The 26,035-nt window shown below is 58.9% G+C and carries 29 protein-coding genes and 1 pseudogene; 12 read left to right on the top strand and 18 right to left on the bottom strand.

Features of this window, described 5'->3' with window-relative positions; all coding sequences use genetic code 11:
• The first annotated feature begins 136 nt into the window (after positions 1–136).
• Both AB4N64_RS24460 and AB4N64_RS24455 read left to right on the top strand, forming a co-directional pair.
• Complete coding sequence (locus tag AB4N64_RS24460; RefSeq protein ID WP_460119288.1) at positions 137–442, top strand: hypothetical protein; 306 nt, start codon at positions 137–139, stop codon at positions 440–442.
• 159 nt (positions 443–601) lie between these two features.
• Positions 602–1,243 carry a dual specificity protein phosphatase family protein gene (locus AB4N64_RS24455; RefSeq protein WP_460119286.1) on the top strand — a complete coding sequence of 214 codons (642 nt, stop codon included), beginning with the start codon at positions 602–604 and terminating at the stop codon, positions 1,241–1,243.
• Positions 1,244–1,287: 44 nt separating this feature from the next.
• On the opposite strand, the gene AB4N64_RS24450 is transcribed toward AB4N64_RS24455, so the two are convergent.
• Both AB4N64_RS24450 and prlC read right to left on the bottom strand, forming a co-directional pair.
• Positions 1,288–1,575 (bottom strand): YheV family putative zinc ribbon protein, encoded by a 288-nt coding sequence (locus tag AB4N64_RS24450; RefSeq protein WP_460119284.1) that lies wholly within the window; start codon positions 1,573–1,575, stop codon positions 1,288–1,290.
• On the bottom strand, positions 1,572–3,650 hold the full coding sequence (gene prlC / locus AB4N64_RS24445) for an oligopeptidase A (RefSeq protein WP_460119282.1): 2,079 nt from the start codon (positions 3,648–3,650) through the stop codon (positions 1,572–1,574). The genes AB4N64_RS24450 and prlC overlap by 4 nt, the downstream gene beginning before the upstream one ends.
• Positions 3,651–3,712: 62 nt before the next feature.
• Here prlC and AB4N64_RS24440 point away from each other — a divergent pair, with 62 nt between their 5' ends.
• Together AB4N64_RS24440 and AB4N64_RS24435 are read left to right on the top strand one after the other, a co-directional pair.
• Positions 3,713–4,258 (top strand): gamma carbonic anhydrase family protein, encoded by a 546-nt coding sequence (locus tag AB4N64_RS24440; RefSeq protein WP_460119280.1) that lies wholly within the window; start codon positions 3,713–3,715, stop codon positions 4,256–4,258.
• A gap of 28 nt (positions 4,259–4,286) precedes the next feature.
• Positions 4,287–4,937 carry an HAD family hydrolase gene (locus tag AB4N64_RS24435; protein WP_460119278.1) on the top strand — a complete coding sequence of 217 codons (651 nt, stop codon included), beginning with the start codon at positions 4,287–4,289 and terminating at the stop codon, positions 4,935–4,937.
• A 91-nt stretch (positions 4,938–5,028) separates the two neighbouring features.
• On the opposite strand, the gene AB4N64_RS24430 is transcribed toward AB4N64_RS24435, so the two are convergent.
• Complete coding sequence (locus tag AB4N64_RS24430) at positions 5,029–6,123, bottom strand: aminopeptidase (protein ID WP_460119276.1); 1,095 nt, start codon at positions 6,121–6,123, stop codon at positions 5,029–5,031.
• 60 nt (positions 6,124–6,183) lie between these two features.
• Here AB4N64_RS24430 and AB4N64_RS24425 point away from each other — a divergent pair, with 60 nt between their 5' ends.
• Positions 6,184–6,606, top strand: a complete 423-nt coding sequence (locus AB4N64_RS24425) for a PA0061/PA0062 family lipoprotein (RefSeq protein ID WP_460119274.1) — start codon at positions 6,184–6,186, stop codon at positions 6,604–6,606.
• A 40-nt stretch (positions 6,607–6,646) separates the two neighbouring features.
• Entirely contained in the window at positions 6,647–7,066 is a 420-nt protein-coding gene (locus AB4N64_RS24420; protein ID WP_460119272.1) for a PA0061/PA0062 family lipoprotein, read from the top strand.
• Between the two features lie 5 nt (positions 7,067–7,071).
• Here AB4N64_RS24420 and AB4N64_RS24415 read toward each other — a convergent pair whose 3' ends face one another.
• A complete protein-coding gene (locus AB4N64_RS24415) occupies positions 7,072–7,311 on the bottom strand; it encodes a DUF1161 domain-containing protein (protein WP_460119270.1) in 240 nt (79 codons plus the stop codon).
• A 149-nt stretch (positions 7,312–7,460) separates the two neighbouring features.
• Positions 7,461–7,892, bottom strand: a complete 432-nt coding sequence (locus AB4N64_RS24410; RefSeq protein WP_460119268.1) for an OsmC family protein — start codon at positions 7,890–7,892, stop codon at positions 7,461–7,463.
• Between the two features lie 238 nt (positions 7,893–8,130).
• Here AB4N64_RS24410 and AB4N64_RS24405 point away from each other — a divergent pair, with 238 nt between their 5' ends.
• Complete coding sequence (locus AB4N64_RS24405; protein WP_460119266.1) at positions 8,131–9,132, top strand: LLM class flavin-dependent oxidoreductase; 1,002 nt, start codon at positions 8,131–8,133, stop codon at positions 9,130–9,132.
• A gap of 64 nt (positions 9,133–9,196) precedes the next feature.
• Here the strand turns inward: AB4N64_RS24405 and AB4N64_RS24400 are convergent, their stop codons facing one another.
• Positions 9,197–9,421 carry a DUF1161 domain-containing protein gene (locus AB4N64_RS24400; protein ID WP_460119264.1) on the bottom strand — a complete coding sequence of 75 codons (225 nt, stop codon included), beginning with the start codon at positions 9,419–9,421 and terminating at the stop codon, positions 9,197–9,199.
• A 122-nt stretch (positions 9,422–9,543) separates the two neighbouring features.
• The gene (locus AB4N64_RS24395; protein WP_460119262.1) at positions 9,544–9,759 is read right to left on the bottom strand and encodes a dodecin; all 216 of its coding nucleotides are present in this window, start codon (positions 9,757–9,759) and stop codon (positions 9,544–9,546) included.
• A gap of 155 nt (positions 9,760–9,914) precedes the next feature.
• On the opposite strand from AB4N64_RS24395, the gene AB4N64_RS24390 reads away from it, so the two are divergent.
• Positions 9,915–10,238 (top strand): ElaB/YgaM/YqjD family protein, encoded by a 324-nt coding sequence (locus tag AB4N64_RS24390; RefSeq protein WP_460119260.1) that lies wholly within the window; start codon positions 9,915–9,917, stop codon positions 10,236–10,238.
• Here the strand turns inward: AB4N64_RS24390 and AB4N64_RS24385 are convergent.
• Positions 10,214–11,128 carry a LysR family transcriptional regulator gene (locus tag AB4N64_RS24385; RefSeq protein WP_460119258.1) on the bottom strand — a complete coding sequence of 305 codons (915 nt, stop codon included), beginning with the start codon at positions 11,126–11,128 and terminating at the stop codon, positions 10,214–10,216. The two genes, AB4N64_RS24390 and AB4N64_RS24385, sit on opposite strands and share 25 nt — an antisense overlap.
• Before the next feature lie 123 nt (positions 11,129–11,251).
• Here AB4N64_RS24385 and trpB point away from each other — a divergent pair, with 123 nt between their 5' ends.
• Together trpB and trpA are read left to right on the top strand one after the other, a co-directional pair.
• A complete protein-coding gene (trpB, locus tag AB4N64_RS24380; protein ID WP_460119256.1) occupies positions 11,252–12,478 on the top strand; it encodes a tryptophan synthase subunit beta in 1,227 nt (408 codons plus the stop codon).
• On the top strand, positions 12,478–13,290 hold the full coding sequence (trpA, locus tag AB4N64_RS24375) for a tryptophan synthase subunit alpha (protein WP_460119254.1): 813 nt from the start codon (positions 12,478–12,480) through the stop codon (positions 13,288–13,290). Before trpB ends, trpA begins: the two co-directional genes overlap by 1 nt.
• Before the next feature lie 68 nt (positions 13,291–13,358).
• Here trpA and AB4N64_RS24370 read toward each other — a convergent pair whose 3' ends face one another.
• The 10 genes and pseudogenes from AB4N64_RS24370 to AB4N64_RS24325 all read right to left on the bottom strand — a co-directional run bounded on the left by AB4N64_RS24370 (position 13,359) and on the right by AB4N64_RS24325 (position 23,214).
• Positions 13,359–15,320, bottom strand: a complete 1,962-nt coding sequence (locus AB4N64_RS24370; protein WP_460119252.1) for a DUF7844 domain-containing protein — start codon at positions 15,318–15,320, stop codon at positions 13,359–13,361.
• Entirely contained in the window at positions 15,317–15,637 is a 321-nt protein-coding gene (locus AB4N64_RS24365; protein ID WP_460119250.1) for a DUF2388 domain-containing protein, read from the bottom strand. Before AB4N64_RS24365 ends, AB4N64_RS24370 begins: the two co-directional genes overlap by 4 nt.
• A 27-nt stretch (positions 15,638–15,664) precedes the next feature.
• Complete coding sequence (locus AB4N64_RS24360; protein WP_460119248.1) at positions 15,665–15,967, bottom strand: DUF2388 domain-containing protein; 303 nt, start codon at positions 15,965–15,967, stop codon at positions 15,665–15,667.
• A 105-nt stretch (positions 15,968–16,072) separates the two neighbouring features.
• On the bottom strand, positions 16,073–16,390 hold the full coding sequence (locus AB4N64_RS24355) for a DUF2388 domain-containing protein (RefSeq protein WP_460119246.1): 318 nt from the start codon (positions 16,388–16,390) through the stop codon (positions 16,073–16,075).
• A 389-nt stretch (positions 16,391–16,779) separates the two neighbouring features.
• Entirely contained in the window at positions 16,780–16,995 is a 216-nt protein-coding gene (locus AB4N64_RS24350; RefSeq protein WP_368556419.1) for a DUF1127 domain-containing protein, read from the bottom strand.
• Between the two features lie 319 nt (positions 16,996–17,314).
• A pseudogene (locus tag AB4N64_RS24345) lies at positions 17,315–18,807 on the bottom strand (acetyl-CoA hydrolase/transferase family protein).
• Positions 18,808–18,987: 180 nt separating this feature from the next.
• Complete coding sequence (locus AB4N64_RS24340) at positions 18,988–20,421, bottom strand: NAD(P)(+) transhydrogenase (Re/Si-specific) subunit beta (RefSeq protein ID WP_460119244.1); 1,434 nt, start codon at positions 20,419–20,421, stop codon at positions 18,988–18,990.
• A complete protein-coding gene (locus AB4N64_RS24335; RefSeq protein ID WP_460119242.1) occupies positions 20,421–20,744 on the bottom strand; it encodes an NAD(P) transhydrogenase subunit alpha part 2 in 324 nt (107 codons plus the stop codon). The genes AB4N64_RS24340 and AB4N64_RS24335 overlap by 1 nt, the downstream gene beginning before the upstream one ends.
• A gap of 15 nt (positions 20,745–20,759) precedes the next feature.
• Positions 20,760–21,881 (bottom strand): Re/Si-specific NAD(P)(+) transhydrogenase subunit alpha, encoded by a 1,122-nt coding sequence (locus AB4N64_RS24330; RefSeq protein ID WP_460119240.1) that lies wholly within the window; start codon positions 21,879–21,881, stop codon positions 20,760–20,762.
• Between the two features lie 433 nt (positions 21,882–22,314).
• The gene (locus AB4N64_RS24325; protein ID WP_460119238.1) at positions 22,315–23,214 is read right to left on the bottom strand and encodes a LysR family transcriptional regulator; all 900 of its coding nucleotides are present in this window, start codon (positions 23,212–23,214) and stop codon (positions 22,315–22,317) included.
• A 157-nt stretch (positions 23,215–23,371) separates the two neighbouring features.
• On the opposite strand from AB4N64_RS24325, the gene AB4N64_RS24320 reads away from it, so the two are divergent.
• Together AB4N64_RS24320 and AB4N64_RS24315 are read left to right on the top strand one after the other, a co-directional pair.
• Complete coding sequence (locus AB4N64_RS24320; protein WP_460119236.1) at positions 23,372–24,553, top strand: acyl-CoA dehydrogenase; 1,182 nt, start codon at positions 23,372–23,374, stop codon at positions 24,551–24,553.
• A gap of 12 nt (positions 24,554–24,565) precedes the next feature.
• A complete protein-coding gene (locus tag AB4N64_RS24315) occupies positions 24,566–25,786 on the top strand; it encodes a CaiB/BaiF CoA transferase family protein (protein ID WP_460119234.1) in 1,221 nt (406 codons plus the stop codon).
• Positions 25,787–26,035: the final 249 nt, after the last annotated feature.

The raw sequence follows: 26,035 nt of genomic DNA, 5'->3' as shown, positions 1-26,035 counted from the left end.
GTGTTGTCCTCTTGGTTATGGAGAGATCGTTGCAACTCTGGGAAACATAAAGCGAATAGCTCGAAAGTTACCTTGATCAGTAATATCCAACTCGCACGAGGTGTCGTGTATTCACTTATTAAATGGAACTTAAAGAATGTCGTTTTTTAATCAACGCGGTATCTTTTTACAACTATTGTCCCCCAGTGCGACCAATCCTCGGGAAGCACAAGTCTCTATGCAACTTGCTCGCAAGGAGTCGATTTGGAATCCAGAAATAGAGCAGGTGAAGGAGACCCTTGAAGATAACGTCTACGTGACGGCGGTCTCCGACGATGGCGGCCGCTCCTTCGATATCAAGAATTTGAAGAGCGATATCGACGGTGACGGCGATATCGATAATGACGACAGGCAAAAATTGTTGGCCCTGGCCGCTGCTTATTCGGCAATCGTCAACCCTTGATAGTTTTATCGAACGAGCCTGCATGAAATTCATGTAGGCTCGTTTTTAAAGTAAGCATGCCAACGTTTTGCTGTTCACAATCTTTTGACAGGACGCTCACGGTCCTTTGACCGTTTACGGCTCAACATCGGCGCCATCATCCTTTCATGGTCGTCACGTATGTCTTCACGTTCAATTTGCGCGATGTGCCTGTCGCTGGTTGCCTTGTTCAACCTGACGTTCGCGGTCGCTGACGACTCGGTCGTGTCCCACCCGTCGGATTGGGCGCAACCGGTCGAGGCCCGGTACAACCTTTTCCAGATGTCCCCGACTCTTTATCGCAGCGCGCTACCCGACAGTACTGCGGTGCCGCTATTGGAAAAGCTCGGCATTGCGACTGTGATCAACTTCCTGCCGGAGTCCGATTCCAGTTGGCTGGCCAAGCCAGGTATCGAACGTGTTCAGTTGCCTTATCGTACCAATCATGTGGACGATGCCGATGTCATCAAGGCTCTGCGCACGATCCAGACGGCCGAAGCCAAAGGGCCAGTGCTGATGCACTGCAAACATGGTTCCGATCGCACTGGCCTGATGGCCGCCATGTATCGGGTGGTCGTGCAAGGTTGGAGCAAGGAAGATGCCCTGAGCGAAATGACCGAGGGCGGCTTTGGTGACAACAAGCATTTCAAAGACAGTATCCGTTACATGATGCAGGCCGACGTGGAAAAACTGCGCACGGCGCTGGCCAACGGGGATTGCAGCACCAGTCCGTTTGCCGCGTGCTCCATGAAAAACTGGTTCAAGTCAGCCCACGTCGAATGAGTGGCGCCCGCCACCGCAATGCGCGGTGGCGGCGATGCCGGGCATCAGTGCTGCTCGTCAGGCTTTTTCTTCAGTTTCGGGTTCGGGAAAAACTGCACCGCCTGAACCTTGGCGTCTGGCACCTTCAGCGCTGAAACGTTGACCCGCGTCCCTAACTCCTTCGGCACCGACAGCCCTTGTTCATTTAGGGTATCGGTATAACCGCAGGCCACACACTCGCGATGCGGGACGCTGTCCTCGCTCCACATCATGAGCTTATCCGGCTCGCTGCACGCCGGGCAGACCGCCCCGGCGATGAAGCGTTTTTTTGTCTTCACAGGCACCTCACTCATGCTGCTGCTTCCTCACTGAGGCCGCTGTGGCGCAACAGTGCGTCAATCGAAGGGGCGCGGCCACGGAAGTCGACGAACAGCACCATCGGCTCCTGGGAACCACCGCGTGCCAGGATCGCCTCACGGAACGCGCGACCGGTTTCGGCGTTGAGTACGCCGTCTTCTTCAAATTTGGAGAAGGCGTCGGCTGACAGCACCTCAGCCCATTTGTAGCTGTAGTAGCCGGCTGCGTAACCGCCGGCGAAAATGTGCGCGAAGCTGTTGGGGAAGCGGTTGTACGCGGGTGGGCGCATGACCGACACCTCGTCTCGCACGCCTTCGAGCACCTGCAATACACCGCGGCCATCGCCGTGGGTCGCGTGCAGTTCGAAGTCGAACAACGAGAATTCCAGCTGGCGCACCATCATCAGACCGGATTGGAAATTCTTCGCGGCGAGCATCTTGCCCAGCAGGTCTTGCGGCAGGGGCTCGCCGGTTTCGAAGTGACCGGAAATCAGCGCCAGGCCTTCCGGCTCCCAGCACCAGTTTTCCATGAACTGACTCGGCAGTTCGACCGCATCCCACGCCACGCCATTGATGCCGGACACACCCGCGTGTTCTACGCGGGTCAGCAGGTGGTGGAGGCCGTGACCGAACTCGTGGAACAGGGTGGTGACTTCATCATGGGTCAATAGCGCTGGCTTGCCGCTGTCGGCCGGGGTGAAGTTGCACACCAGGTTGGCTACCGGGCTTTGCAGTGCACCCCCTGCCGTGCGGCGACGGTCGCGGGCGCCGTCCATCCAGGCACCCCCACGCTTGTTGGCGCGCGCATAGAGATCAAAGAAGAAGCGACCGACATGCTGGCCGTTTTCCTTGATTTCAAACAGGCGCACATCCGGGTGCCAGGTGTCGAATCCTTTTTGCTCCGTGATCTCGATGCCGTACAGGCGCTGGACGATGGCAAACAGGCCGCTCAGCACTTTGCCGATCGGGAAGTAGGCGCGCAGAGCTTCCTGGGCCACGCTGTAGCGCTGTTCGCGCAGTTTTTCACCGTAGAATCCACTGTCCCAGCTTTGCAGGTCCGGGCAACCCTGCTCGGCGGCGTAGGCCTTGAGCTGTTGCAGGTCCTGTACGGCAAAGGGTTTGCTGCGCTTGGCCAGGTCGCGCAGGAAACTCAGCACGTGATCGCTGGACTCGGCCATTTTGGTGGCCAGGCTCAACTCGGAGAAGCTGGCGAACCCGAGCAGTTTGGCCAGCTCCTGCCGCAGATCGAGGATCTCTTCCATGACAGGGCCGTTGTCGTTCTGGCCGGCATTCGGGCCTTGGTCCGACGCGCGGGTGCAGTACGCCGCGTAGACTTCTTCACGCAGGGCACGGTCTTGGGCGTACGTCATCACGGCGTAGTAGCTGGGGAATTCCAGGGTGATCAGGAAACCTTCCAGTCCTTTAGCCTGGGCGGCTGCGGCCATCTGTGCCTTGGCCGAATCGGTCAGGCCCGCGAGGGCGGCTTCGTCGATCACGTGTTTGGTCCAGGCTTGCGTAGCGTCGAGCAACTGGTTGGAGAAGCGGCTGCCCAGTTCCGAGAGCTTGCTCTGCACTTCGGCATAACGTTTCTGCTCGGCTTCCGGCAGGTCGATACCCGACAGGCGGAAGTCACGCAGGGAATGTTCCAGGATAGTTTTTTGCGCCACGTCGAAACCGGCGGCTTCGGGACTGTTGGCCAGGGCCTGGAAGGCTTCGAACAATTCGCGGTTCTGGCCCAGCTCAGTGGAGTAGGCACTCAGGGCCGGCAGGCACGATTCATACGCTTCACGCAGTTCGGCGCTGTTACACACGGCATTGAGGTGGCTGACCGGGCTCCACGCTGCGCCCAGGCGATCGTTGAGTTCATCCATCGCCAGTACCAGGCCGGCCCAGGTCGGTTGTTTGCCCTGGGTCTTGAGGATCTCGATAATAGCGGCGCGGTTGTCAGCCAGGATCTGTTCAATGGCCGGTTGCACGTGTTCGGCACGGATCGCGGAAAACGGCGGCAGGTCGTAGGACTGCAAAAGAGGGTTGTTCACGCTCACGGTTGACACCTTGGCTGGAAGAAACATGCAGCCATCTTAATTACAATCGACGCTCACCGCAGCTATCAGCGACAGAGAGAAACACTATCGTGAACCTTCGCAAGTACCAGAACCACACGCCGTTGCTCGGCAAGGGCGCTTTTGTCGACCGTTCAGCGGTGGTGATCGGCGACGTCGAAATCGGCGATGACAGCTCGGTTTGGCCGCTCACGGTGATTCGTGGCGACATGCACCGCATCCGCATCGGTGCACGCACCAGCGTGCAGGACGGCTGTGTGCTGCACATCACCCACGCAGGGCCTTTCAACCCGGAGGGTTTCCCGTGCCTGATCGGCGATGACGTGACCATCGCCCACAAGGTCATGCTGCATGGCTGCACCGTCGGCAGTCGCGTGTTGATCGGCATGGGCAGTATTGTCATGGACGGTGCGGTGGTCGCCGATGATGTGATCATCGGCGCCGGCAGCCTGGTGCCGCCGGGCAAGCGCCTGGAAAGTGGTTTCCTCTATGTTGGCAGCCCGGTGAAGCAGGTACGGCCGTTGACGGACAGGGAGCGGGCCTTTTTCACCTACAGCGCGGCGAACTACGTGAAACTCAAGGACCTGCATCTGGCCGAAGGCTACGACCAGGCCTGACCCCCGAAGCTCCAATTCAGGATTCGAAATGCATTACCAAACCGTTTTGTTCGACCTCGATGGCACCCTGACCGATCCGCGTGAGGGGATCACCCGGTCGATCCAGTTCGCCTTGGGCAAACTGGGGATCGACGAGCCCGACCTGAGCAAGCTCGAGCACTTCATCGGTCCGCCTTTGTTGCAGGCGTTCATGCAGTTCTATGACTTCGACGAAGCCAAGGCCTGGGAGGCGGTGAATTTTTATCGCGAGCGTTTCAAGGTTACCGGACTTTACGAGAATCGCGTCTTCGAGGGCGTCACACCGTTGCTGGAAACCCTGAGCGGGCAAGGGCGGCAGTTGTACATCGCCACGTCCAAGCCGTGGATCTTTGCTCGGGAAATTGCCCGTCATTTCGATTTTGCCCGGCACTTCAAGGTGATCTACGGCAGCGAACTGGACGGCACCCGCACCAATAAAGTCGAGCTCATCGCCCACCTGATGGCGGAAGAAGACCTGGACCCGGCCAATACCCTGATGATTGGCGACCGCAAGCACGACCTGATGGGTGCGCATAGCAACGGCCTGGATGCGGCAGCGGTGGGGTATGGGTTTGGCAGTCGCGAAGAGCTGAGCGCCGAGGCGCCGGCTTATCATTTCCAAACGCTGGTCGAGATGCACCAGGCGTTTTTGCGGCGTTAGCAAGAAAGCTATCGCGGGCAAGCCCGCTCCCACAATGTATTTTGTAAACAATGCAAATCCCTGTGGGAGCGCGCTTGCCCGGGATAGGGCCCTACAAGCCGCCAGATTTGTCTGCCTCCGCCAAAGCCCTCAATGCCGCCTTCCGCTCCTCGATCGGCAACACCGCCAACTTCTCCACCGCGGCATAGAAAGCCACCCAATTGCCATTTTGTTGCCTGAACAACTCCGCAAACGCCGGCACCCACTGGTCATACAAACCAAACGGCAATAAACGTGCGTTGTTCATCGGCGCGTTTATCCACGCGTCATAACGTTTATCCCCGGCCCACTGACTATCCCGCAACGTACGGTACTCGCTGCGCAGCCGTTCGAATTCCGCGGCCTTGCGCTTGCGCATCTCCCCGGCGGCCAACGGCTGCGCGTACAACCGTTCAAGCCTTGAGCGCGTCTGCAGGACCAGTTCGATGAATTGATCCCGTTGCTGCCCCTGATGCCCCTTGTCCGGCGGCAAACCGCGATAGGCGCGCCACTGCCGCGTGCCTTGCTGTTCCACAAATGTGGCGAAGGACTCGTTGAACTCCGTGTCGTCCTTCACATAAACACGCTGGTGCGCCAGCTCATGGAAGATCAGCGTCGCCAGCCGCTCGTCACCCCAACCCGTCATCGAGCTGACGATCGGATCGTTGAACCAACCGAGCGTCGAATAAGCCTCGACGCCGCCGATCGACACGTCCATACCTTGCTCTCGCAGCAAAGCCGCCTGGCCTCGGGCCGCACTCTGGGTGTAGTAACCGCGGTAGGCGACGCAGCCGGCGATGGGGAAACAATGGTTTTGCGGCGACAGAGAAAACTCCGCCGTGGCGAACACGTTCCAGACGACGAACGGTCGACCAATATCGGCGTACAGGCGGTAGCTCTGGTTATCCGGCAGATGCAGTTGCTGGCTGGCGAATGTTCGTGCCCTCTGCGACTCGGCCAGTCGCGCGCGCAAAATCGGGTCGCGGGACGGGTCGGCAATGACCTGCGAAACCGGCTCCCGGGCGCGCAGCAATTGCAGCTGACCATTGGCCAGTTGGCCGTAGTAACTGACGCTGGTGCAGCCATTGATTAATAAAAGCAGCGTACCTGGAAACAAAACGCGCAAAACGCGATCAAGTAACCCAAGGCTTGGAAGCGGCCTGATCAAAATAAAATCATCCCTGGAAAGTCTGCCCGCAAGACTATCCCGCCTGACTGGAGCTCCGCTATGCGCAAGATGATGCTGACGGGAAGCCTGTTGATGCTGACAGGTTGTGCAGGTTTCGGTTTACCCCACCATGACCCCTCGCAAGCGTGGATCGATCTTGATTCGCCACAGCAAGACACCGCGCTCCAGGCGCTGGAGGTCGATGCCAAGGCTTCCACGGACAAACGCTATTTCGAGGTTCAGCCTGGCAGCCATGAGCTGACGGTGCGTTATCAGTTTGCGGTGGAGCCGAGCAACATTGGGCCGGGCGCCGAAACACTTTGGCGCGATTGCCAGATGAACGTGAAATTCAACGGCTTCAATGCCGGTGAGAAATATCAGCTGCAAGCCGGCAATATCGGCTTCCGGCCGTGGGCCAAACTCTATGATCAACAGCGAAACGTGATTGGCCAGGGCACACCGGCAGGCTGCCAGCGGACCTGATCGGCGCTATGCTGAATGTCTAATCCTCGGGACATTCATCATGCGCAGGTTGTTGCTATTGCTCGTGGCTGGCGCCATCGCTGGCTGCCAGAGCCCTTTACCGGCGGTCAATCCACAGATGGCCTGGGTGGATTTTGCGACGCCCACTCCCGGTGGCAAGCTGATGATGGCTGAACGCCTGGATCACCAGCGCTTGCGCGACGGGCGTTTTTTCCAGGTCACCCCCGGCAGCCATGAACTGCGTGTGCGCTTCGATTTTGAGGTCTTTGGCGGTGGTGGCAGCCTGATGACCGGCCCCGTGGAGCGGTTGTGCTACCTGACCATCCGCTACGACCATTTCGAAGCGGGCCAACGCTACGTGTTGGAAGGCCGCTCCCTGGCGTTCACGCCCAGCGCCCGGCTGTACAACGCCAAGCGTGAGATCGTGGCCGAAGACCGGGAAGTCAACTGCATCATCTAAGTGAATCAGCGGTCGTTCTTCTGGTAGATGATGGCTTTGGTGCCGTTATCGCAAGTGCCGACGACCATGGCGACGTCATGCTTTTCGGCTTCTTCCTTCGACACGATTTCCAGCGTGTAGGAGGGCACGGCATTCGCCTGGATTTTCACCTCGATTTCGTTCTTCAATTCTTCGCAGTCCTTGGGCGCGGCCAATGCCGAAGTTGCCAGCGCAGTGCAAATAACCGCCAGGGCAAAACGTTTCATCGATGAAGCTCCTTTAAGGCAGCACGCAGAGGTTTGCGTTTTCGTTGCTGTCATTTATTCGACCACAAACGCGCCGTTCGGGTTTTGTTTCTGCGTAAAAAAATCGCAGCCGGGGCAGGCTGCGATTCGTCTGTCGCGGCGAGGTGAAATCAGCTGACCAGTGTGGCCTCCAGCGTGATCTTTGCATTCAGCACTTTGGACACTGGGCAACCTTCCTTGGCTTTATTGCTTAGCTCTTCGAATTGCGCCTGGGTGGCACCGGGGATTTTGGCTTTCATGATCAACTTCACGGCGGTGATCGCAAAGCCACCCTCCACCTGGTCAAGCACCACTTCGGCGTTGGTGTCGATGCTGTCGGCCTTGAGGCCGGCGTCGCCGAGAATCATTGAAAAAGCCATGGAGAAGCAGCCTGCGTGGGCCGCGCCAATCAGTTCTTCCGGGTTAGTGCCCTTGCCGCCCTCAAAACGCGCCTTGAAGCCGTATGGCGCTTCTCTCAAAACGCCGGTTTCCGTGGAAATGGAGCCGATGCCGGTTTTCAGATCACCTTCCCAATGCGCCGATGCCTTCTTGGTAATAGCCATGTCTGCCTCCTCAGAATCCGGCGCGAAGTGCCGCGCCTTGGTGGTTTTACTTGCCAAGGTTCTGAGGATAGACGGTGATGCAAAGTTCACCCTATCTGTTAAATCCGACTAAATTCGTAGGAAATTTCCACGCGCCTCTTGAAACTCGGGTATATGCCCTCATTGCATGAAGCACGCTATGCATTCGGCAGGTTTTCGTTCGTCATAAAAAACCTGCGCCAATTGGAGAAGCAGGATTATGAAACGACTGTCCGATATCAAGTTTTCGACCCTGGATCTGGTGCCTGTGCGCGAGAACGGCAGCGCGGCTCAATCGCTGCGCAATTCCCTGGACTTGGCGCAGCATGTCGAGAAATTTGGCTACACCCGGTTCTGGGTCGCCGAACACCACAACATGGACGGGATCGCCAGTTCAGCGACCTCGGTGTTGCTCGGTTACCTGGCCGGTGGTACTTCAACGATTCGGGTGGGCTCGGGTGGGGTGATGTTACCCAACCATGCGCCGCTGGTGATTGCGGAGCAGTTCGGCACCCTCGAAAGCCTGTATCCAGGTCGCATTGACCTGGGCCTGGGCCGTGCCCCCGGTTCCGATCAGATGACCGCCCGCGCTCTGCGCCGTGAACGTTCCGGCAGCGCTGACGATTTTCCGGAAGATGTCGCAGAACTGATGCGCTACCTCGGTCCGCGTACACCGGATCAACGTGTCATCGCGATGCCGGGCACCGGCACTCAGGTGCCGATCTGGTTGTTGGGTTCCAGCTTGTTCAGCGCCCAGTTGGCGGGGGAGCGCGGTTTGCCCTATGCATTTGCTTCCCATTTTGCTCCGCGCTTCATGCACGAAGCGATTCGTGTCTACCGCAATCACTTCAAACCATCAGCCGTCCTGGAAAAGCCCTACGTGATGTTGGGTGTTCCGTTGGTGGCGGCTGACACCGATGAACAAGCCGATTACCTGGCGACCTCTGTCTACCAGCGTATTCTCGCGTTGATGCGTGGGCAGAGTCTGGTGCAGCGCCCACCGGTGAAAACCATGGACGGCTTGTGGTTGCCCCATGAGAAAGAAGCGGTCGGTGATTTCCTTGGTCTGGCAATGGTCGGCAGCCCGCAGAAGATTCGCGCCAAACTGGAGGTGCTGGTTGAGCAAACCCAGGCCGATGAGTTGATCTTCACTTGTGACCTGTATGAGCACGCCGACCGCGTGCATTCCTATGAGCTGCTGGCGCAGTTGATGAAGGGCTAAGCCACTCCTACAGGGGTAAGCAGAAAAAAACCGACGCCAATGGCGTCGGTTTTTTTGAGCGCACTCAACCGCGCTTGTAGACGATTTCCTTGGTGCCTTTTTCACAGGTGCCGACCACTTTTCCGTCAGCCGCAGTGCCTTTATCGACAATCTCCAGCGAATAGTTCGACGCACCCTTGGCGTCGATCTTGGCCGCAATTTCGGCCTTCAACTCTTCGCATGGTTTGCCATCAGCCAGCGCTGTACCTGCGAGACTCAACAATCCTACCGCCAACATAAACTTCTTCATCGGTCGCACTCCCTGGTCGGATCAAAGGGAGCATCCAGCCATGTGCCGGATGCACACATATAGCGCTTTGCCATTCCCTATGGCACTCGGCCAGCGCGCAAGTTCAGAAGACTCGCTCAAACTCAGCTGCTGGCAATCTTGAATCCTACTTTGAGTGTCACCTGGAAGTGAGCGGCCTTGCCGTCCCGGATGTGCCCGCGAGTTTCGGTCACTTCAAACCATTCCAGATGCTTGATGCTCTTATTGGCTTCGGCCAGCGCGTTGTTGATGGCGTCTTCGATGCTGCTGGTAGATGAGCCGACAAGCTCGATTTTCTTGTAGGTGTGATGGTCAGTCATGGGCGTTCTCCTTGGGTGTGAATACAGCCTAGCAGTGATTTTCGTATTACTTCTGGCGGCCAATCCCACGCAGAAGTTCAGATTTACTGCACTTTCTCGAACCCCTGAAGTCCCAATCAACACACGCCACTCATCACCAACGCAGGAGAGCCACCATGGCCAACACCTCTTTACGTAAAGCCTCATTGCAAAGCATGGAAGCCGAGATCGAGAGTCTGCTGAAGTCTTTGGAAAGTCTGAAGGATGACGCCTCGGACGAGTCGCGTAAAACGCTCAAGGCGCTGAAAACCAATGCCGAGAGCGCGCTGAAACATTCGCGTCACCTGCTCAGCGATGCGTATGAGGAAGTCAAAGTCAAAACCCGCGAAACCGGGATCGCCACCCGAGACTATGCACAGGAACACCCGTGGACGACTGCCGGTGTGGCGGTGGGCGCCTTGGGTCTGTTGGCCGCTTATTTGCTGTGCAAACGCGACTGATCTGTCTGGCGCAGCTCGGTTTTCAGCCACTGCGCCAATTGCCGGGCGCGCCCGTCAGCGGCGCGCTTGGGTAGCCACAACGCCAGTTGCGCCGGGGTTTCACTGAAACCCCATGGCGCAATGAGGCGACCGGCCCTCAAGTCCTCGGCCACCAAAGGTTGCGGGGCAATCGCCACGCCCAGCCCGGCCACGGCGGCCTCCAGCAAATAATACAAATGCTCAAAACCCTGCCCGTACTTCAACGCTTTAGCGTCGAGGCCATTTTGCTGTGCCCAGCTTGGCCAGGCTTGCGGTCGTGAGGTGGTGTGCAGCAAAGGTTCGTTCAACAAGGCACTGGCCGGCGCAGTTTCGAGGCGTTGGTAGCCAGTGAAGCGAGGGCTCATCACAGGACCGATGCGTTCGCTGATCAGCTCATGGACCTGCATGTCCGCGGGCCATGGCGGTTCGGCAAACAGCAGCAAGGCATCCAGTCCGGGGCGGCGGGGGTCGAGGTCGCCTTCACCGGCCGAAAGGTGCAGGCGCAGGTCCGGGAGGTCGGCATTCAACCGGCCCAGGCGCGGAATGAACCAGCGCGCCAGCAGGCTCCCCGAGCACCCGAGCACGAAGGGGGCGTCGGCGGTGCTCTGGGTCAGATCGGCGCAGACGGTGCGCAAACGTTCGAAGGCTTCGCCACTGGCATCGCGCAGCCGCACGCCGGCATCTGTGAGTTTAAGGCCGCGACCATCCTTGACGAACAGGCTCACGCCCAAGTGTTCTTCCAGGACTTTCAATTGCCGGCTCACCGCGCCGTGGGTCACGTGCAACTGCTCGGCAGCCTGACTGACACTGTTCAAGCGGGCAGTGGCTTCGAAGGCGCGCAGGGCGTTGAGCGGGGGAAGGTCGTGGCTCATGAGATCTGTGAGTTTTCCTGACAGGTTGCGGCGATCTTATCGGTTTTCAGGCCGGGGCGTCAGGGGTAGAGTTAAGCCCACTTGCTGTTCACCAGCCTCCCACGCATTCAAACGGAGCGACCCATGACCCAGACTAATCTGCGCAACGGCCCCGACACCAACGGCCTGTTTGGCACGTTCGGTGGCCGCTACGTTGCCGAAACCCTGATGCCGTTGATCCTCGACCTGGCCCGTGAATACGAAGCAGCCAAGGAAGATCCGGCGTTCAAGGAAGAACTCGCCTACTTCCAGCGTGACTACGTCGGGCGTCCAAGTCCGCTGTATTTCGCAGAGCGCCTGACCGAGGCCTGTGGCGGCGCGAAGATTTACCTTAAGCGCGAAGAGCTGAATCACACCGGCGCGCACAAGATCAACAACTGCATCGGCCAGATCCTGCTGGCACGTCGCATGGGCAAAAAACGCATCATCGCCGAGACCGGCGCCGGCATGCACGGCGTGGCAACCGCCACCGTGGCCGCACGGTTCGGTCTGGAGTGCGTGATCTACATGGGCACCACCGACATTGAACGCCAGCAGGCCAACGTGTTCCGTATGAAGCTGCTGGGCGCCACGGTGATTCCGGTAGTGGCCGGCACCGGCACCTTGAAGGATGCAATGAACGAAGCCCTGCGTGACTGGGTGACCAACGTCGACAGCACCTTCTACCTGATCGGCACAGTCGCGGGCCCGCATCCTTATCCGGCGATGGTTCGCGACTTCCAGGCGGTCATCGGCAAGGAAACCCGCGACCAATTGCAAGCCCAGGAAGGTCGACTGCCTGACAGTCTGGTGGCTTGCATCGGGGGTGGCTCCAACGCCATGGGCCTGTTCCATCCATTCCTCGATGACACGGGTGTCCAGATCATCGGTGTTGAAGCGGCCGGCTACGGTATTGAAACCGGCAAGCACGCGGCCAGCCTCAATGGCGGTGTTCCGGGTGTGTTGCACGGCAACCGCACCTTCCTGCTACAGGACGACGACGGCCAGATCATTGATGCCCACTCGATTTCCGCCGGCCTCGATTATCCGGGTATCGGTCCGGAACACGCCTGGTTGCATGACATCGGTCGTGTCCAGTACACCTCGGTGACTGACGACGAAGCCCTCGATGCTTTCCACAAATGCTGCCGCCTGGAAGGGATTATTCCAGCACTGGAAAGTGCCCATGCCCTGGCTGAAGTGTTCAAACGCGCGCCCACCCTACCCAAGGACCACTTGATGGTGGTGAACCTGTCCGGTCGTGGCGACAAAGACATGCAGACCGTGATGCACCACATGGAAAACTCTCAAGCCAAGCAGGAGAAACACTGATGAGCCGCCTGCAAACGCGTTTTGCCGAACTCAAGCAACAGAATCGTGCCGCGCTGGTGACTTTCGTCACCGCTGGCGACCCGAGCTATGACACCTCCCTGGCGATCCTCAAGGGTTTGCCTGCCGCTGGCGCGGATGTGATCGAGCTGGGCATGCCGTTCACCGATCCAATGGCCGACGGTCCGGCGATCCAATTGGCGAATATCCGCGCCCTGGGTGCCAAGCAGAACCTCAAGAAAACCCTGCAGATGGTTCGCGAGTTCCGCCAGGACAACAGCGAAACGCCGCTGGTGCTGATGGGCTATTTCAACCCGATTCACATGTACGGCGTGCCGCGTTTCATTGCCGATGCCAAGGAGGCGGGTGTCGATGGCCTGATCGTGGTCGACATGCCGCCCGAGCACAATGGCGAGCTGTGCGATCCGGCCCAGGCGGCCGGCATCGATTTCATCCGCCTTACCACGCCAACAACGGATGATGCGCGCCTGCCCACCGTGTTGAACGGCAGCTCCGGCTTCGTCTACTACGTATCGGTTGCCGGTGTGACCGGTGCGGGCGCGGCCACACTGGAACACGTCGAGGAGGCCGTAGCACGCCTGCGTCGCCACACCGATTTGCCGATCAGCATCGGTTTCGGCATCCGGACGCCGGAGCAGGCGGCATCCATCGCGCGTCTGGCTGATGGCGTGGTCGTGGGGTCGGCACTGATCGATCACATCGCCAACGCATCGACGCCCGATCAAGCAGTCGATGGCGTATTGAGCCTGTGCGCGGCGTTGGCCGATGGCGTGCGAAAGGCCCGCATCGATTAAGGCGAGCTACAGTATTTCGTGACACCGGCTCATCGAGGGTCCCAGAACACTGTTCTGGGACCCTTTTTTCATGGCAGTTCCAATCCACCGGCCGCTTTGTGCAACTTGCGCAAATGTTCGCCCACCTGTTTCAGGTTGGCTTCGTTGGCGGCCATCTCGGCGGCACGGCTCGGATCCAGGAGGGCCCGAACTTCTTTGTCGAGATCACCGGTCAGCAGTTGAAGCTGTTTCTGGCGCAGGCTGCTTTCCGATTCCAGGCGCTGCCATTCGTTGGGTTGCGGCAAGCCATAACCGCCGGCGGCCAGCAATTCAGCCGGACGACTGAGGAAGCCGCTGTTGGCGAGGATCTCCTGCAAGGTCGCGTTGGCCTTTTCCATGCCGCCGTTCTTCAGCTCCCGGGCACCGAGGTAGCGTTGCTTCACTTCGTCCTGGGCCAGTACCAACTGCTGGCGGAATGCGGCCTGTTCCAGCAGCAGCAACGCCGCGCTGGTGCGCAAGTCAGCCTGCTCGATCCATGGGCGACGCTCTTCAGCCTTCAGGGACAGCCAGTCCTCGACCTTTTCCTGCTTGATCGGCAGGTGTTTTTTCAGCACGTCGAACATGGCTTGATAGCGATCGCGGAACGAGTCGAAGCGATAGCCCAGGCGCAACGCTTCGCGGGGATCGTCCAGCACGCTGGTGTCTGCCAGCCCTCGGCCCTTGAGCACTTCCAGCAAGCCGTTGGGCATGATGTTGTCGAGTCCGACCAGTTTGGCGTTATTGCTGCCACTGCGCAGCAGTTTCAAGCCTTCCACGGCGCAGTTGTTGGACAGGAAGAAGTAATTGCCGTCGTAGCTCCAGTGCATTTCAGCGGCGTGTTCCACCACGCCCTCGATCTCGTCGCGGGACAGGTTCAGTGGCACCGAGGCGAGGCTGCGCAGTTCGGTTTTGGTGTATTCGTCGATCACCTGGGCCAGGGGCAGGACGAACAGGCGCGACGGATACTTGCCGACCAGCCCGTCCCAGCTCGAGAGTTGCACGTCGCCGACAAAGGCGCGGTAAGACAATACCAGGTGCTGATCCAGATCGAGCCGGCAATCCGGGCCACGGGGGCGCCCCGGTGCACAAATCACCAGGCGCAGCATGCTGTGCCCCCACCGGCTGACCCAGTTCTGGTTGGCCTCGGCCAGCAGATAGTCAACGGCGTACACCCGCTCGGGGTCGACCTGCCCCAGAGGCTGCTTGGCAAAGTCGTTGCCGGCATTGAGGAACGCGAAGGAGCGACTGCAGGTGTCCTTGGCGGCGGGTGCCCAGCCGAAGTGGTCCTTGTAATAGCGATAGAGCGAAGGGCGGCGACAGGCGTAGCTCGGATCGAGCAGGAAATACTCCATGTTAACCGCGACGAATTCCTTGGGGCTGCTCGTTTCGTAGATGTCCGGACTGCGGGCGACCTGGCGGTTGTGTTGTTCACGCTCGCCGCGACGGCCGACGTATTGCGGCCACCCCGCGAGGTCGAGCAGGCGCGGGTCGTCGCTGAGGGTAAAACGTCGGGCGGATTGGCCCCGGCATTCATCGGGGATGCCGATCAGCCCGGCGCTGTTGCTGCGTCGGGTGCAGCGCTGGATCAGCGTACGCTCCGTGGCCGGCCATAGACGCGAGCGATCATAAATGTGGGTGAGTTCGTGCAGCACCGTCGCCAGCATCTCGCGGCGCACCGTGCCGTGGGGACGATAGGTTTTTTTGCTGGCTGCGCTGCCGTCGGTGAGACTGGCGAGCAGATTGCGATTGAGATCGAGCTCGGACACCAGCGACGCCTGGCCGTAGGCATTGCTTGGCATATCGTCGGACCAGCCGACGTCGATGCGCCGGTCAAGTTGCTCGATGAAACGCGGCGGTAACGCCTGCATCGCTTCATCCAGCAGTGCCTGGCTGGCCTGTTGTTGAGCAGGGCTAAGGCCATCGGTCTTGAGCCGCAGTTGAAGGTCGGCATGGGCCGTATTGCTCAGCAGCAATACGGCCCCGGCCAGTAGCCAGGCATTCAATCGCCTCACAATGCGAGGATGGCTTCGGCGAGTGCGTGATCGCTGGCGTCCCGGGCTTCAGGCACACGGGCGCGCAATACATTGATGGCGGCTTCCAGGTTCGCGCCGCGAATGTCACCGTCGGTGGCGACGAAACTCGCTGCATCGTCATGGGCTTCGCGAACGATTTTCGAGTCACGTATGGACGTGGTCGTGTCGGAGGTGAAGTCCAGGGAGCGCCGGGTGGCGTTGAGGAGCATGTTACTGGTGCCAACCAGGGTGTGCGCCTGGGTGACGTCGGCCAGCAACAACAGGCCGAGGGTGGCAATAATCAGCGGGCTACGCATGGAACGACTCCGGAGGAACAAGATTAACTATTTGACGAGAATCGCCTGCGCCAGTTCAAGGTCGCTTGCATGAAGTTTCGGCTGGGTCCGATGCAGATAATTCAGGGCGGACTCCAGTTGTGCTCCGCGCAATTGGCCGTCACTGGCAATGAATGACGCAGCGTCATCCCGGGCGGCCAGCAGCTTACGATCGAAAGGCGCGGAGGTCACCATACTTGTGGCGTAGCCCGAGGCGACGACACCTTGGGTGGTCAGGTCAAAGGCCTGAGCCGAGCCTGCCCAACAGGCGAAAAGAAACGGTGTGATCAGTAGGTGTTTAGGAAAGATCATGGGACTCGACTGTCGAAAGTGAGTCCCAAGGCTAGCGTAACGCCCGGTCTAGAGCCAGTGCTGAGGTGTGGGGACACCGCATCGGTGTCCCGGGGCGGGTGACGCTCAGATCGTCAGGATGGCTTGGGCCAGCTGTGCATCTGTCGCGTCCAGGCCTGGTGCCTGATGGCGGATGTGGTCCAGTGCGCTTTCCAGCTTCACGCCACGGATGGCGCCTTCGCTGGCGACAAAGCTGGCAGCGTCGTCACGTGCGGCGCGCACGATCTTGTCATCGCGGAACGACGAGGTGACGTCCGAAGTGGCATCGGACGTAGCCTTGAGCGCGCCGACGACAGCATCGGTGGTCACAATGAAGCTGGTGGCATGGGCATTGGCAGCCATGGCAAGCAGGGCGGCAGCACTAAGCAGGCGTAGACGGGGCATGGGGATGACTCCTTTGATTGAGCGGATGGAGAGGTGGCGCAGTATCTGGTGAGTCAGACGCCTGTCACACACTCATCGCCACGTTCTGGCTTGATATTAGGCCTGCCTGCGTCGATTCGCACAGCCCTTGTGTTAAACGCCATCATGGATTGCCAGTGCCGCACGTCAATACGAGTGAAGGCGATGGCCGTTGTCAGACGCGCCAAGCTGCAATTGTACTGGTTCAGTAGGTGATCTTCACAAACTGTACCTGTTTCACGCGTATCCGCTATTTTGGGTTTTCACAGCACCCGAAACGACAAAACCCGTCGTGGTTTCCCACGACGGGTTTTGCTTGTTCAATTCGGGGGCTGGCGGGTGACCCTTGGGTCAGAGCCAGCGACGCTAAATTAGCGCCAGAACGGCTTGGCCAGTTCTTCGTAGCGTTGTGCTTCGCTAATCCCGGCATCGGCCAGCAGACGCGAATCCAAACGAGCCAGTTGATGGCGGCTGGCGATACGACGCTGCCACAACATCAGGTTGGCGATAACACGAAGAGGCAGGGAAGCCTGGGTCTTTGCAGCAGTATCTTCGAAGAACAGCTCGGAACTGAGTGTACGTTCCATGATTGACATCCTTCCGCTTGTGGCGGGATTAGGTAGTGGTTTAACTGATGCCAATGATCCTCTTGTTTGGCCAGTCCCTCTAGATACAGTTCACCTGTAATGTGAGAGACCAGTTAACTGTTTAAAGGTGGTGTACTGGTCCAATTTGAGGCAACTGTACCTGTCTGCACTTAATTAGTGCGTTTTTGCGCTTTTAGGCAAGCATGGTAGGAAAATAGGGTAGGAAATCGCCGGTACAGTAGTACAGTTTTAAGCAGATTGGTGCCGTGCAATAGACAGCTGACGAAACTGTGTTTGCGTCAGCTGCTGTCTGTACACGTTACTGGGCGAGCATCTTCCCGGTTTCTTCCAGGTTGATGTGCCAGCTCAGGGCATCGCGCAGGATGTGCGGGGTGTGGCCCCCGAGTGCGCAAGCCGCGGTGAAGTAGTCGTTCAAGGCGGGGCGGTAGTCCGGGTGCACGCAATTATCAATGATCACTCGCGCCCGCTCCCGCGGCGCCAGGCCACGCAAGTCAGCCAGGCCGATTTCGGTGACGAGGATGTCGACATCGTGTTCTGTATGGTCGACGTGGCTGACCATCGGCACCACGCTGGAAATGGCGCCGCCCTTGGCAATCGATTTGGTCACGAAGATCGCGAGGTGAGCGTTACGGGCGAAGTCACCTGAACCGCCAATGCCGTTCATCATCCGCGTACCACACACGTGGGTGGAGTTGACGTTGCCGTAAATATCGAACTCCAGCGCCGTGTTGATGCCGATGATGCCGAGACGGCGCACCACTTCCGGGTGGTTGGAGATTTCTTGCGGGCGCAGGACCAGTTTGTCCTTGTAACGCTCGAGGTTACCGAACACGTCACTGTTGCGACGGCTGGACAAGGTGATCGAGCTGCCCGAGGCAAAACTCAGCTTCCCGGCGTCGATCAGATCGAAGGTCGAGTCCTGCAGCACTTCGGAGTACATGGTCAGGTCTTCGAACGGCGAGTCGATCAGGCCGCACATCACCGCGTTGGCAATGTTACCAATGCCGGCCTGCAACGGGCCGAGCTTGTTGCTCATGCGCCCGGCCGCCACTTCCTGTTTGAGGAAGCCGATCAGGTGGTCGGCAATGGATTGGGTGTCGGCGTCGGGGGCGTTACGGTCGAAGGCGAATCCGCCTGGTCGGTGATGACGATGGCGACGATTTTTTCCGGCGGGATTGGAATGGCGGTGCTGCCAATGCGATCGTCGACCTTGGTCAGCGGAATCGGCGTGCGCGTCGGGCGGTAGGTCGGGATGTAGATATCGTGCAAACCTTCCAGATTCGGGTTGTGCGCGAGGTTGATCTCGACGATCACCTGTTTGGCGAAAATCGCGAAGCTAGCCGAGTTACCCACGGAGGTGGTCGGCACGATGTGGCCTTGCTCGGTAATCGCTACGGCCTCAATCACGGCGATATCTGGCAGTTTGAGCTGCTGGTTGCGCAGTTGCTCGACGGTTTCCGACAGGTGCTGGTCGATGAACATGACTTGGCCAGCGTTGATTGCCTTGCGCAGTGTGCTGTCGACTTGAAACGGCATGCGTCGCGAAAGGACGCCGGCTTCGGTGAGCTGCTTGTCGAGGTCGTTGCCCAAGCTCGCGCCGGTCATCAGCGTGATCTTGAGGGGTGAGACTTTGGCGCGCTCGGCCAATGCATGAGGCACGGCCTTGGCTTCGCCGGCTCGAGTGAAGCCACTCATGCCGACGGTCATGCCGTCCTCAATCAGAGCAGCAGCGTTTTCTGCGCTCATTACCTTTTCCAACAACGAAGGCAAGCGAATACGTTCACGGTACATGGATTGTTATCTCGGGCAACGAAAGCAAGGTGTGCAGTCTAGTGATTTGGAAAAAAATCCTCGCGCGACCATGGTCGAATGCAGACTTGCGATTTAGAGCCTTTGGTCGGTTTTTGACGGCTAATAAAAAACCCCAGCCTACTAAAGGCTGAGGTTTTTGGTATTGCGCTGGAACAAGTTTTAGTCCACGGCTTTGACCATGTCCTCGATGACTTTCTTGGCGTCGCCAAATACCATCATGGTCTTGTCGAGGTAGAACAGTTCGTTGTCCAGGCCGGCGTAACCGCTGGCCATCGAACGCTTGTTGACGATGACGGTCTTGGCCTTGAACGCTTCGAGGATCGGCATGCCGGCAATCGGCGATTTTGGATCGTTCTTGGCCGCCGGGTTGACCACGTCGTTGGCACCCAGCACCAGCACCACGTCGGCCTGACCGAACTCGGAGTTGATGTCTTCCATCTCGAACACCTGGTCGTAAGGCACTTCAGCCTCAGCCAGCAGCACGTTCATGTGGCCGGGCATCCGACCGGCGACCGGGTGGATCGCGTACTTCACGGTCACGCCGTGGTGGGTCAGCTTCTCGGTCAGTTCCTTCAATGCGTGCTGGGCACGTGCTACCGCCAGGCCGTAGCCAGGGACGATGATGACGGTGTCGGCGTTGGTCAGCAGGAAGGTTGCATCGTCTGCCGAGCCAGATTTCACCGGCCGTTCTTCCTTGGCGCCGGCAGGACCTGCGTCGGCGGTATTGCCGAAACCACCGAGCAACACATTGAAGAAGGAGCGGTTCATTGCCTTGCACATGATGTACGAAAGAATCGCACCGCTGGAGCCTACCAGCGAGCCGGCGATGATCAGCATCGAGTTGTTCAGCGAGAAACCGATCCCCGCCGCTGCCCAGCCCGAGTAGCTGTTGAGCATCGACACCACCACTGGCATGTCGGCGCCGCCAATCGGGATGATGATCAACACGCCCATCACGAAGGCCAGGACAAGCATCAGGGCGAAGGCACCGAGGTTGCCAGTCAACATGAAGGTGATGCCCAGGGCCAGCGTTGCAAGACCCAGCAGCAGGTTCAGCTTGTGCTGGCCGCCGAACTGTACCGGTGCGCCCTGAAACAGGCGGAACTTGTACTTGCCCGACAACTTGCCGAAGGCGATCACGGAGCCCGAGAAGGTGATTGCACCGATCGCCGCGCCCAAGAACAGCTCCAGACGGTTACCGGCCGGAATCGAGTCGCCCAGTTGCTTGACGATGCCCAGCGATTGCGGCTCGACGACGGCGGCAATGGCGATGAACACCGCTGCCAGGCCAATCATGCTGTGCATGAACGCCACCAGCTCCGGCATCTTGGTCATTTCAACGCGCTTGGCCATGATCGAGCCGGCAGTGCCGCCGATCAGCAGGCCGACGATGACGTAGCCGATGCCGGCCGTAGCCAGCTCTGCGCCCAGCTTATAGATGAGGCCGACCGTGGTCAGGATGGCCAACGCCATGCCGAGCATGCCGAACAGGTTGCCGCGCCGCGACGTGGTCGGATGCGACAGGCCTTTGAGGGCCTGGATGAAGCAGATCGACGCGATCAAGTAGAGCGTCGTTACGAGGTTCATGCTCATTACTTCGGCGCCTCTTCTTTCGGGGCTTTCGGGGCTTTTTTCTTGAACATCTCAAGCATTCTGCGGGTGACCAGAAAGCCACCAAACACGTTCACTGCTGCCAGGGCCACCGCCAGGGTGCCCATGGTCTTGCCCAATGGCGTAACGGTCAGTGCTGCGGCGAGCATGGCGCCGACGATCACAATCGCCGAGATTGCGTTGGTGACAGCCATCAGCGGCGTGTGCAGCGCAGGCGTAACGTTCCAGACCACGTGATAACCGACATAAATCGCCAGCACGAAGATGATCAGGTTGTAGATACCGGGGGAGATAAGCTCTTCCATCGTCTGAATCCCTGCTTAGGCGTTTTTGCGGATGACTTGGCCGTCGCGGCACATCAGGCACGCGGCGACGATGTCGTCTTCGAGGTTGATCTCGAACTGGCCTTCCTTGGTGAAGACCAGCTTGAGGAAGTCCAGCAGGTTGCGGGCATACAGGGCCGAAGCGTCTGCCGCGACTTCACCGGCGAGGTTGGTCGGACCGCAAATGGTCACGCCATGCGCCACTACGACCTGGTCGGCCACGGTCAGCGGACAGTTACCCCCCTGGGCGGCCGCGAGGTCGATGACGACCGACCCCGGTTTCATCTGCGCCACGGTGTCCGCGCTGAGCAGCGTTGGCGCCTTACGGCCCGGGATCAACGCGGTGGTAATGACAATGTCGGCCTGCTTGGCGCGCTCGTGCACGGCTTGGGCCTGGCGCTGCATCCAGCTCGCCGGCATCGGGCGTGCGTAACCACCGACACCCACGGCGCACTCACGCTCTTCATCGGTTTCGTAAGGAACGTCGACGAACTTGGCGCCGAGGGATTCGATCTGTTCCTTGACCGCCGGGCGTACGTCGGATGCTTCGATCACCGCACCCAGGCGTTTCGCCGTCGCGATGGCCTGCAGGCCTGCCACGCCGGCGCCGAGAATCAGCACACGCGCCGCTTTCACGGTACCCGCGGCCGTCATCAGCATCGGCATGAAGCGTGGGTAATAGTGAGCCGCCAGCAATACAGCTTTATAGCCGGCAATGTTGGCTTGGGAGGACAGCACATCCAGGCTCTGGGCGCGGGAGGTGCGCGGAGCGGCTTCGAGTGCGAATGCGGTAATGCCGCACCCAGCCAGTTTGGCGATGGTTTCATTGCTGAACGGGTTGAGCATGCCCACCACGACTGAGCCGCTCTTGATAAGGGCGAGTTCGCTATCGCTGGGGGCGACGACCTTGAGAATCAGCTCGGCACCGAAAGCATCGTTGGCATCGCCGATGGTTGCGCCTGCGGCTTCATAAGCACTGTCGACAACGCTGGCGTTCACGCCGGCGCCGCTTTGAACCGTGACCTTGTGGCCCTGGCTGATCAGCTTCTTGATGGTTTCCGGGGTTGCAGCAACCCGTGTTTCACCCGTCTGGGTTTCGAGAGGAACACCAATGTGCACGTCAAATCTCCTGCGTGATCTTATTGAGTAAACCCAGGCACTTCGGATGGTGCGGCTGGGGCGGCCGATCAGCACGATCCCGCCAAATCAGGGCGGGGCGCGGCATTTTGCAGGCGAACTATGTGCCCTTCAAGGGATTATGACGCGTGACGGAAAATTAACTACAAGTCACCCTGTGACCGAATGTCGCAACACGCCGGCTCTATCCCTTACAGGCCATGCCTTGTAAGGATTCTGGCCCATAATGAGAAATTTACTCATTGGCTAGGTGAATGAGCCGACATTGACTGGTGATAGAGGCTCAAGGCCACGTTTTATGGTGCTTGTGGGACGTTTGTACTGATTGCGATACAGTCTGCGCATATGCGACAAATACTTATATCTGTAGGGCTTTTAGATTCCTGACTACGAAGTCAATTGCGTGTAAGGCCCTTTATCCTACTAGGTTGTAGCTTTGTGCCTGGTGTACCAGCCAGTCGCGAAATGCCCTCAATGACGCAGATTCGACTTTTCGATCAGGAATCATCAAGTAATACGCCTTGATGCTGGGCAGCGACTGTCCATTGGCAATCACCAACCGTTTCTCCGCCAGCTCGCGTTGAATCAGGAACGGCGGGATCAAGGCTATTCCCATGTCATGCATGGCGGCCTGGGCCAGCATGGAGAATAGCTCGTAGCGTGGCCCTGTCATGTCGCGCGGGACATTGACGTTCTGCGAGTTGAACCATTGGCGCCAGGCGTATGGTCGAGTGGTCTGTTGCAGCAGGGGCAGCTCGGCTATTTCAGCGACAGTCAGGCCGGCTCTGTTTCCTAGCAGGCGGGGGCTGCAGACCGGCATCGGGTTTTCACCCATCAGTCTGTGGGATTCGGTACCCGACCAGTCGGCATCGCCAAAGTAGATCGCTGCATCGAACTCGGTGTCGGCAAACAGGAACGGGCGGGTGCGGTTAGTGAGATTGACCGTTACCTCCGGATGCTTTTGCTGGAAGTCCTTGAGCCTTGGCAGCAACCATTGGGTGCCGAAGGTTGGCACGACGGCCAGCTCAATCACGTTGGTGCCTTGCTGCCCCATCACGGACAGGGTGTCGCGCTCGACGGCATCCAATTGGGTTGCGACCCTGCGGCTGTAGGAAAGACCGGCCTCCGTCAGTTTGACTCCGCGCCGGGAGCGCCGGAAGAGTTCCACGCCGAGGAAATCCTCCAGGCTGGCGACCTGTCGGCAAATTGCTCCCTGAGTGAGTGAAAGCTCCTGTGCCGCTTTGGTAAAGCTCTCATGGCGTGCCGCTGCTTCGAAGCTTATCAGCGCTGCGGTGCTGGGGATTTTTCTGCGCATGTACGTCTATCTCACTAATACGTCGCATAAAGGCGGTTATACGATATTTCGGAGTGAGAAATTAGCACAACAGTATGCAAAATCCTCGTTTGCGAACGGGGTGAACCGCGCCTAGGATCAGTCCACGTTATTTGACCTGATTCGAGAGGACACACTCATGGGCAGTAAAGTCAGCTTCAACTGGATCGATCCGCTGCTGCTGGATCAACAGCTCACTGAAGAAGAGCGCATGATTCGCGACACCGCTGAGCAGTTCGCGCAGCAGAAGCTCGCGCCGCGTGTTCTCGAGGCTTTCCGTCATGAGAAGACTGACCCGGCGATTTTTCGCGAGATGGGCGAGGTGGGTCTCCTGGGAGCAACCATCCCCGAGCAGTACGGCGGCAGTGGCCTGAACTATGTCAGCTACGGACTGATTGCCCGTGAAGTCGAACGCGTCGATTCGGGTTACCGCTCGATGATGAGTGTGCAGTCGTCGCTGGTAATGGTGCCGATCAATGAGTTTGGCACTGAAGCGCAAAAGCAGAAGTACCTGCCGAAACTGGCGTCGGGTGAATGGATCGGTTGCTTTGGTCTTACCGAGCCCAACTACGGTTCCGACCCGGGTGCGATGATTACCCGTGCACGCAAAGTGGACGGCGGCTACAGCCTGACCGGCAGCAAGATGTGGATCACCAACAGCCCGATCGCCGATGTGTTTGTGGTCTGGGCCAAGGACGATGCAGGTGATATCCGTGGTTTTGTCCTGGAAAAGGGCTGGAAAGGCCTGAGTGCTCCGGCGATTCACGGCAAGGTTGGCCTGCGCGCATCCATCACCGGCGAGATCGTCATGGACAACGTATTCGTCCCTGAAGAGAACATCTTCCCTGACGTCCGCGGCTTGAAGGGGCCTTTTACCTGCCTCAACTCCGCACGCTACGGTATTTCCTGGGGCGCACTGGGGGCTGCCGAGTTCTGCTGGCACACCGCTCGCCAATACACATTGGACCGTCAGCAGTTCGGTCGCCCATTGGCCGCTACTCAGCTGATTCAGAAGAAGCTGGCTGACATGCAGACCGAAATCACCATGGCGCTGCAGGGTTGCCTGCGTTTGGGGCGTATGAAGGATGAAGGTACGGCCGCGGTCGAAATCACTTCGATGATGAAGCGCAACTCCTGCGGCAAGTCCCTGGACATCGCCCGGATGGCGCGTGACATGCTGGGTGGCAACGGTATCTCGGATGAGTTCGGCGTGGCCCGTCACCTGGTGAACCTTGAGGTGGTGAACACTTATGAAGGTACGCATGACGTCCACGCGCTGATCCTCGGTCGTGCGCAAACCGGCCTTCAAGCGTTCTATTAATAGGAGAAGGCCATGGGCGCGCTTTCGCATCTGCGGGTACTGGATTTATCGCGAGTGCTGGCCGGGCCTTGGTCTGGTCAGATATTGGCGGACCTTGGCGCCGAGGTGATCAAGGTCGAGCGCCCTGGCAGTGGTGACGATACGCGTGCCTGGGGGCCCCCTTTCCTCAAGGATGCCTACGGCGAGAACACCAGCGAGGCGGCCTATTACCTGTCGGCCAATCGCAACAAGCAGTCGGTGACCATCGACTTCACCCGTCCTGAAGGGCAGAAGCTGGTGCGCGAGCTGGCGGCCAAGTCGGACATTTTGATTGAGAATTTCAAGGTCGGTGGTTTGGCGGCTTATGGGCTCGATTATGAAGCGCTCAAGGGGCTCAATCCGAACCTGATCTATTGCTCGATCACCGGGTTTGGTCAGACGGGTCCTTACGCAAAGCGCGCCGGTTATGACTTCATGATCCAGGGGCTGGGCGGTTTGATGAGCCTGACGGGGCTGCCCGAGGGGGCGGACGGGGCTGGGCCCGTGAAGGTGGGCGTGGCGCTCACCGACATCCTGACGGGACTCTATTCGAGCGTCGCGATTCTGGCCGCCCTTGCGCATCGCGATCAGGGGGGCGGTGGCCAGCATATCGACATGGCATTGCTGGATGTTCAGGTGGCGTGCCTGGCCAACCAGGCAATGAACTATCTGGCGACAGGTAACGCGCCCAAGCGCTTGGGGAATGCGCATCCAAACATCGTGCCTTATCAGGATTTTCCTACGGCGGATGGTGATTTCATCCTGACGGTGGGTAACGATGGGCAGTTCCGCAAATTTGCTGAGGTCGCCGGTCAGCCGCAATGGGCGGATGACTCGCGTTTTGCCAGCAACAAGCAACGGGTGGCCAATCGGGCGGTGCTGATTCCGTTGATTCGCCAGGCTACGGTCTTCAAAACCACCGCTGAATGGGTGGCACAGTTGGAGCAGGCGGGTGTGCCTTGTGGTCCGATCAATGATCTGGCTCAGGTGTTTGCCGACCCCCAGGTGAAGTCGCGTGGGTTGGCGATCGAGCTGCCTCATGCGTTGGCTGGGAAAGTGCCACAGGTGGCGAGCCCGATCCGCTTGTCCGAGACCCCGGTGGAGTATCGTCGTGCGCCTCCGCTGCTGGGGGAGCACACCCTTGAAGTGCTGCAGCGAGTGTTGGGATTGGACGCTGATGCGGTCGCGTCCTTTAAGGAGGCCGGGGTGCTTTGAGTTGTTCTTCTATATAGAGGAACAGGTGGTTTTCCGGCTTTGTGCAAGTTATTGATAGAAATGTAAAAAAAGGTGTTGACGGCAGATTTCAGAAGTCTATAATTCGCCCCACTTCCGGCGCAGTCGAAACGGAAAACTCCTTGGTAAACAACGAGTTACGCGGTTTTCGGCAGTGTTGAGCTTCAGGTCATCGAAGCCTGGAAGGAGTCGGTCAGGCAGGAAGTTGTCGCTTGATAGACGGTTCGATCT

Source organism: Pseudomonas sp. S2_C03 (assembly GCF_054668405.1).
This window is presented reverse-complemented; position numbering and strand designations above follow the sequence as displayed.

Bases quoted from the DNA above. Each gene is read 5' to 3' on its own strand.
- AB4N64_RS24460 (WP_460119288.1), top strand. From the start codon at position 137: ATGTCGTTTTTTAATCAACGCGGTATCTTTTTACAACTATTGTCCCCC.
- AB4N64_RS24455 (WP_460119286.1), top strand. From the start codon at position 602: ATGTCTTCACGTTCAATTTGCGCGATGTGCCTGTCGCTGGTTGCCTTG.
- AB4N64_RS24450 (WP_460119284.1), bottom strand. From the start codon at position 1,575: ATGAGTGAGGTGCCTGTGAAGACAAAAAAACGCTTCATCGCCGGGGCG.
- prlC (WP_460119282.1), bottom strand. From the start codon at position 3,650: ATGTTTCTTCCAGCCAAGGTGTCAACCGTGAGCGTGAACAACCCTCTT.
- AB4N64_RS24435 (WP_460119278.1), top strand. From the start codon at position 4,287: ATGCATTACCAAACCGTTTTGTTCGACCTCGATGGCACCCTGACCGAT.
- AB4N64_RS24425 (WP_460119274.1), top strand. From the start codon at position 6,184: ATGCGCAAGATGATGCTGACGGGAAGCCTGTTGATGCTGACAGGTTGT.
- AB4N64_RS24420 (WP_460119272.1), top strand. From the start codon at position 6,647: ATGCGCAGGTTGTTGCTATTGCTCGTGGCTGGCGCCATCGCTGGCTGC.
- AB4N64_RS24415 (WP_460119270.1), bottom strand. From the start codon at position 7,311: ATGAAACGTTTTGCCCTGGCGGTTATTTGCACTGCGCTGGCAACTTCG.
- AB4N64_RS24410 (WP_460119268.1), bottom strand. From the start codon at position 7,892: ATGGCTATTACCAAGAAGGCATCGGCGCATTGGGAAGGTGATCTGAAA.
- AB4N64_RS24405 (WP_460119266.1), top strand. From the start codon at position 8,131: ATGAAACGACTGTCCGATATCAAGTTTTCGACCCTGGATCTGGTGCCT.
- AB4N64_RS24400 (WP_460119264.1), bottom strand. From the start codon at position 9,421: ATGAAGAAGTTTATGTTGGCGGTAGGATTGTTGAGTCTCGCAGGTACA.
- AB4N64_RS24395 (WP_460119262.1), bottom strand. From the start codon at position 9,759: ATGACTGACCATCACACCTACAAGAAAATCGAGCTTGTCGGCTCATCT.
- AB4N64_RS24390 (WP_460119260.1), top strand. From the start codon at position 9,915: ATGGCCAACACCTCTTTACGTAAAGCCTCATTGCAAAGCATGGAAGCC.
- AB4N64_RS24385 (WP_460119258.1), bottom strand. From the start codon at position 11,128: ATGAGCCACGACCTTCCCCCGCTCAACGCCCTGCGCGCCTTCGAAGCC.
- trpB (WP_460119256.1), top strand. From the start codon at position 11,252: ATGACCCAGACTAATCTGCGCAACGGCCCCGACACCAACGGCCTGTTT.
- trpA (WP_460119254.1), top strand. From the start codon at position 12,478: ATGAGCCGCCTGCAAACGCGTTTTGCCGAACTCAAGCAACAGAATCGT.
- AB4N64_RS24365 (WP_460119250.1), bottom strand. From the start codon at position 15,637: ATGCGTAGCCCGCTGATTATTGCCACCCTCGGCCTGTTGTTGCTGGCC.
- AB4N64_RS24360 (WP_460119248.1), bottom strand. From the start codon at position 15,967: ATGATCTTTCCTAAACACCTACTGATCACACCGTTTCTTTTCGCCTGT.
- AB4N64_RS24355 (WP_460119246.1), bottom strand. From the start codon at position 16,390: ATGCCCCGTCTACGCCTGCTTAGTGCTGCCGCCCTGCTTGCCATGGCT.
- AB4N64_RS24350 (WP_368556419.1), bottom strand. From the start codon at position 16,995: ATGGAACGTACACTCAGTTCCGAGCTGTTCTTCGAAGATACTGCTGCA.
- AB4N64_RS24340 (WP_460119244.1), bottom strand. From the start codon at position 20,421: ATGAGCATGAACCTCGTAACGACGCTCTACTTGATCGCGTCGATCTGC.
- AB4N64_RS24335 (WP_460119242.1), bottom strand. From the start codon at position 20,744: ATGGAAGAGCTTATCTCCCCCGGTATCTACAACCTGATCATCTTCGTG.
- AB4N64_RS24325 (WP_460119238.1), bottom strand. From the start codon at position 23,214: ATGCGCAGAAAAATCCCCAGCACCGCAGCGCTGATAAGCTTCGAAGCA.
- AB4N64_RS24320 (WP_460119236.1), top strand. From the start codon at position 23,372: ATGGGCAGTAAAGTCAGCTTCAACTGGATCGATCCGCTGCTGCTGGAT.
- AB4N64_RS24315 (WP_460119234.1), top strand. From the start codon at position 24,566: ATGGGCGCGCTTTCGCATCTGCGGGTACTGGATTTATCGCGAGTGCTG.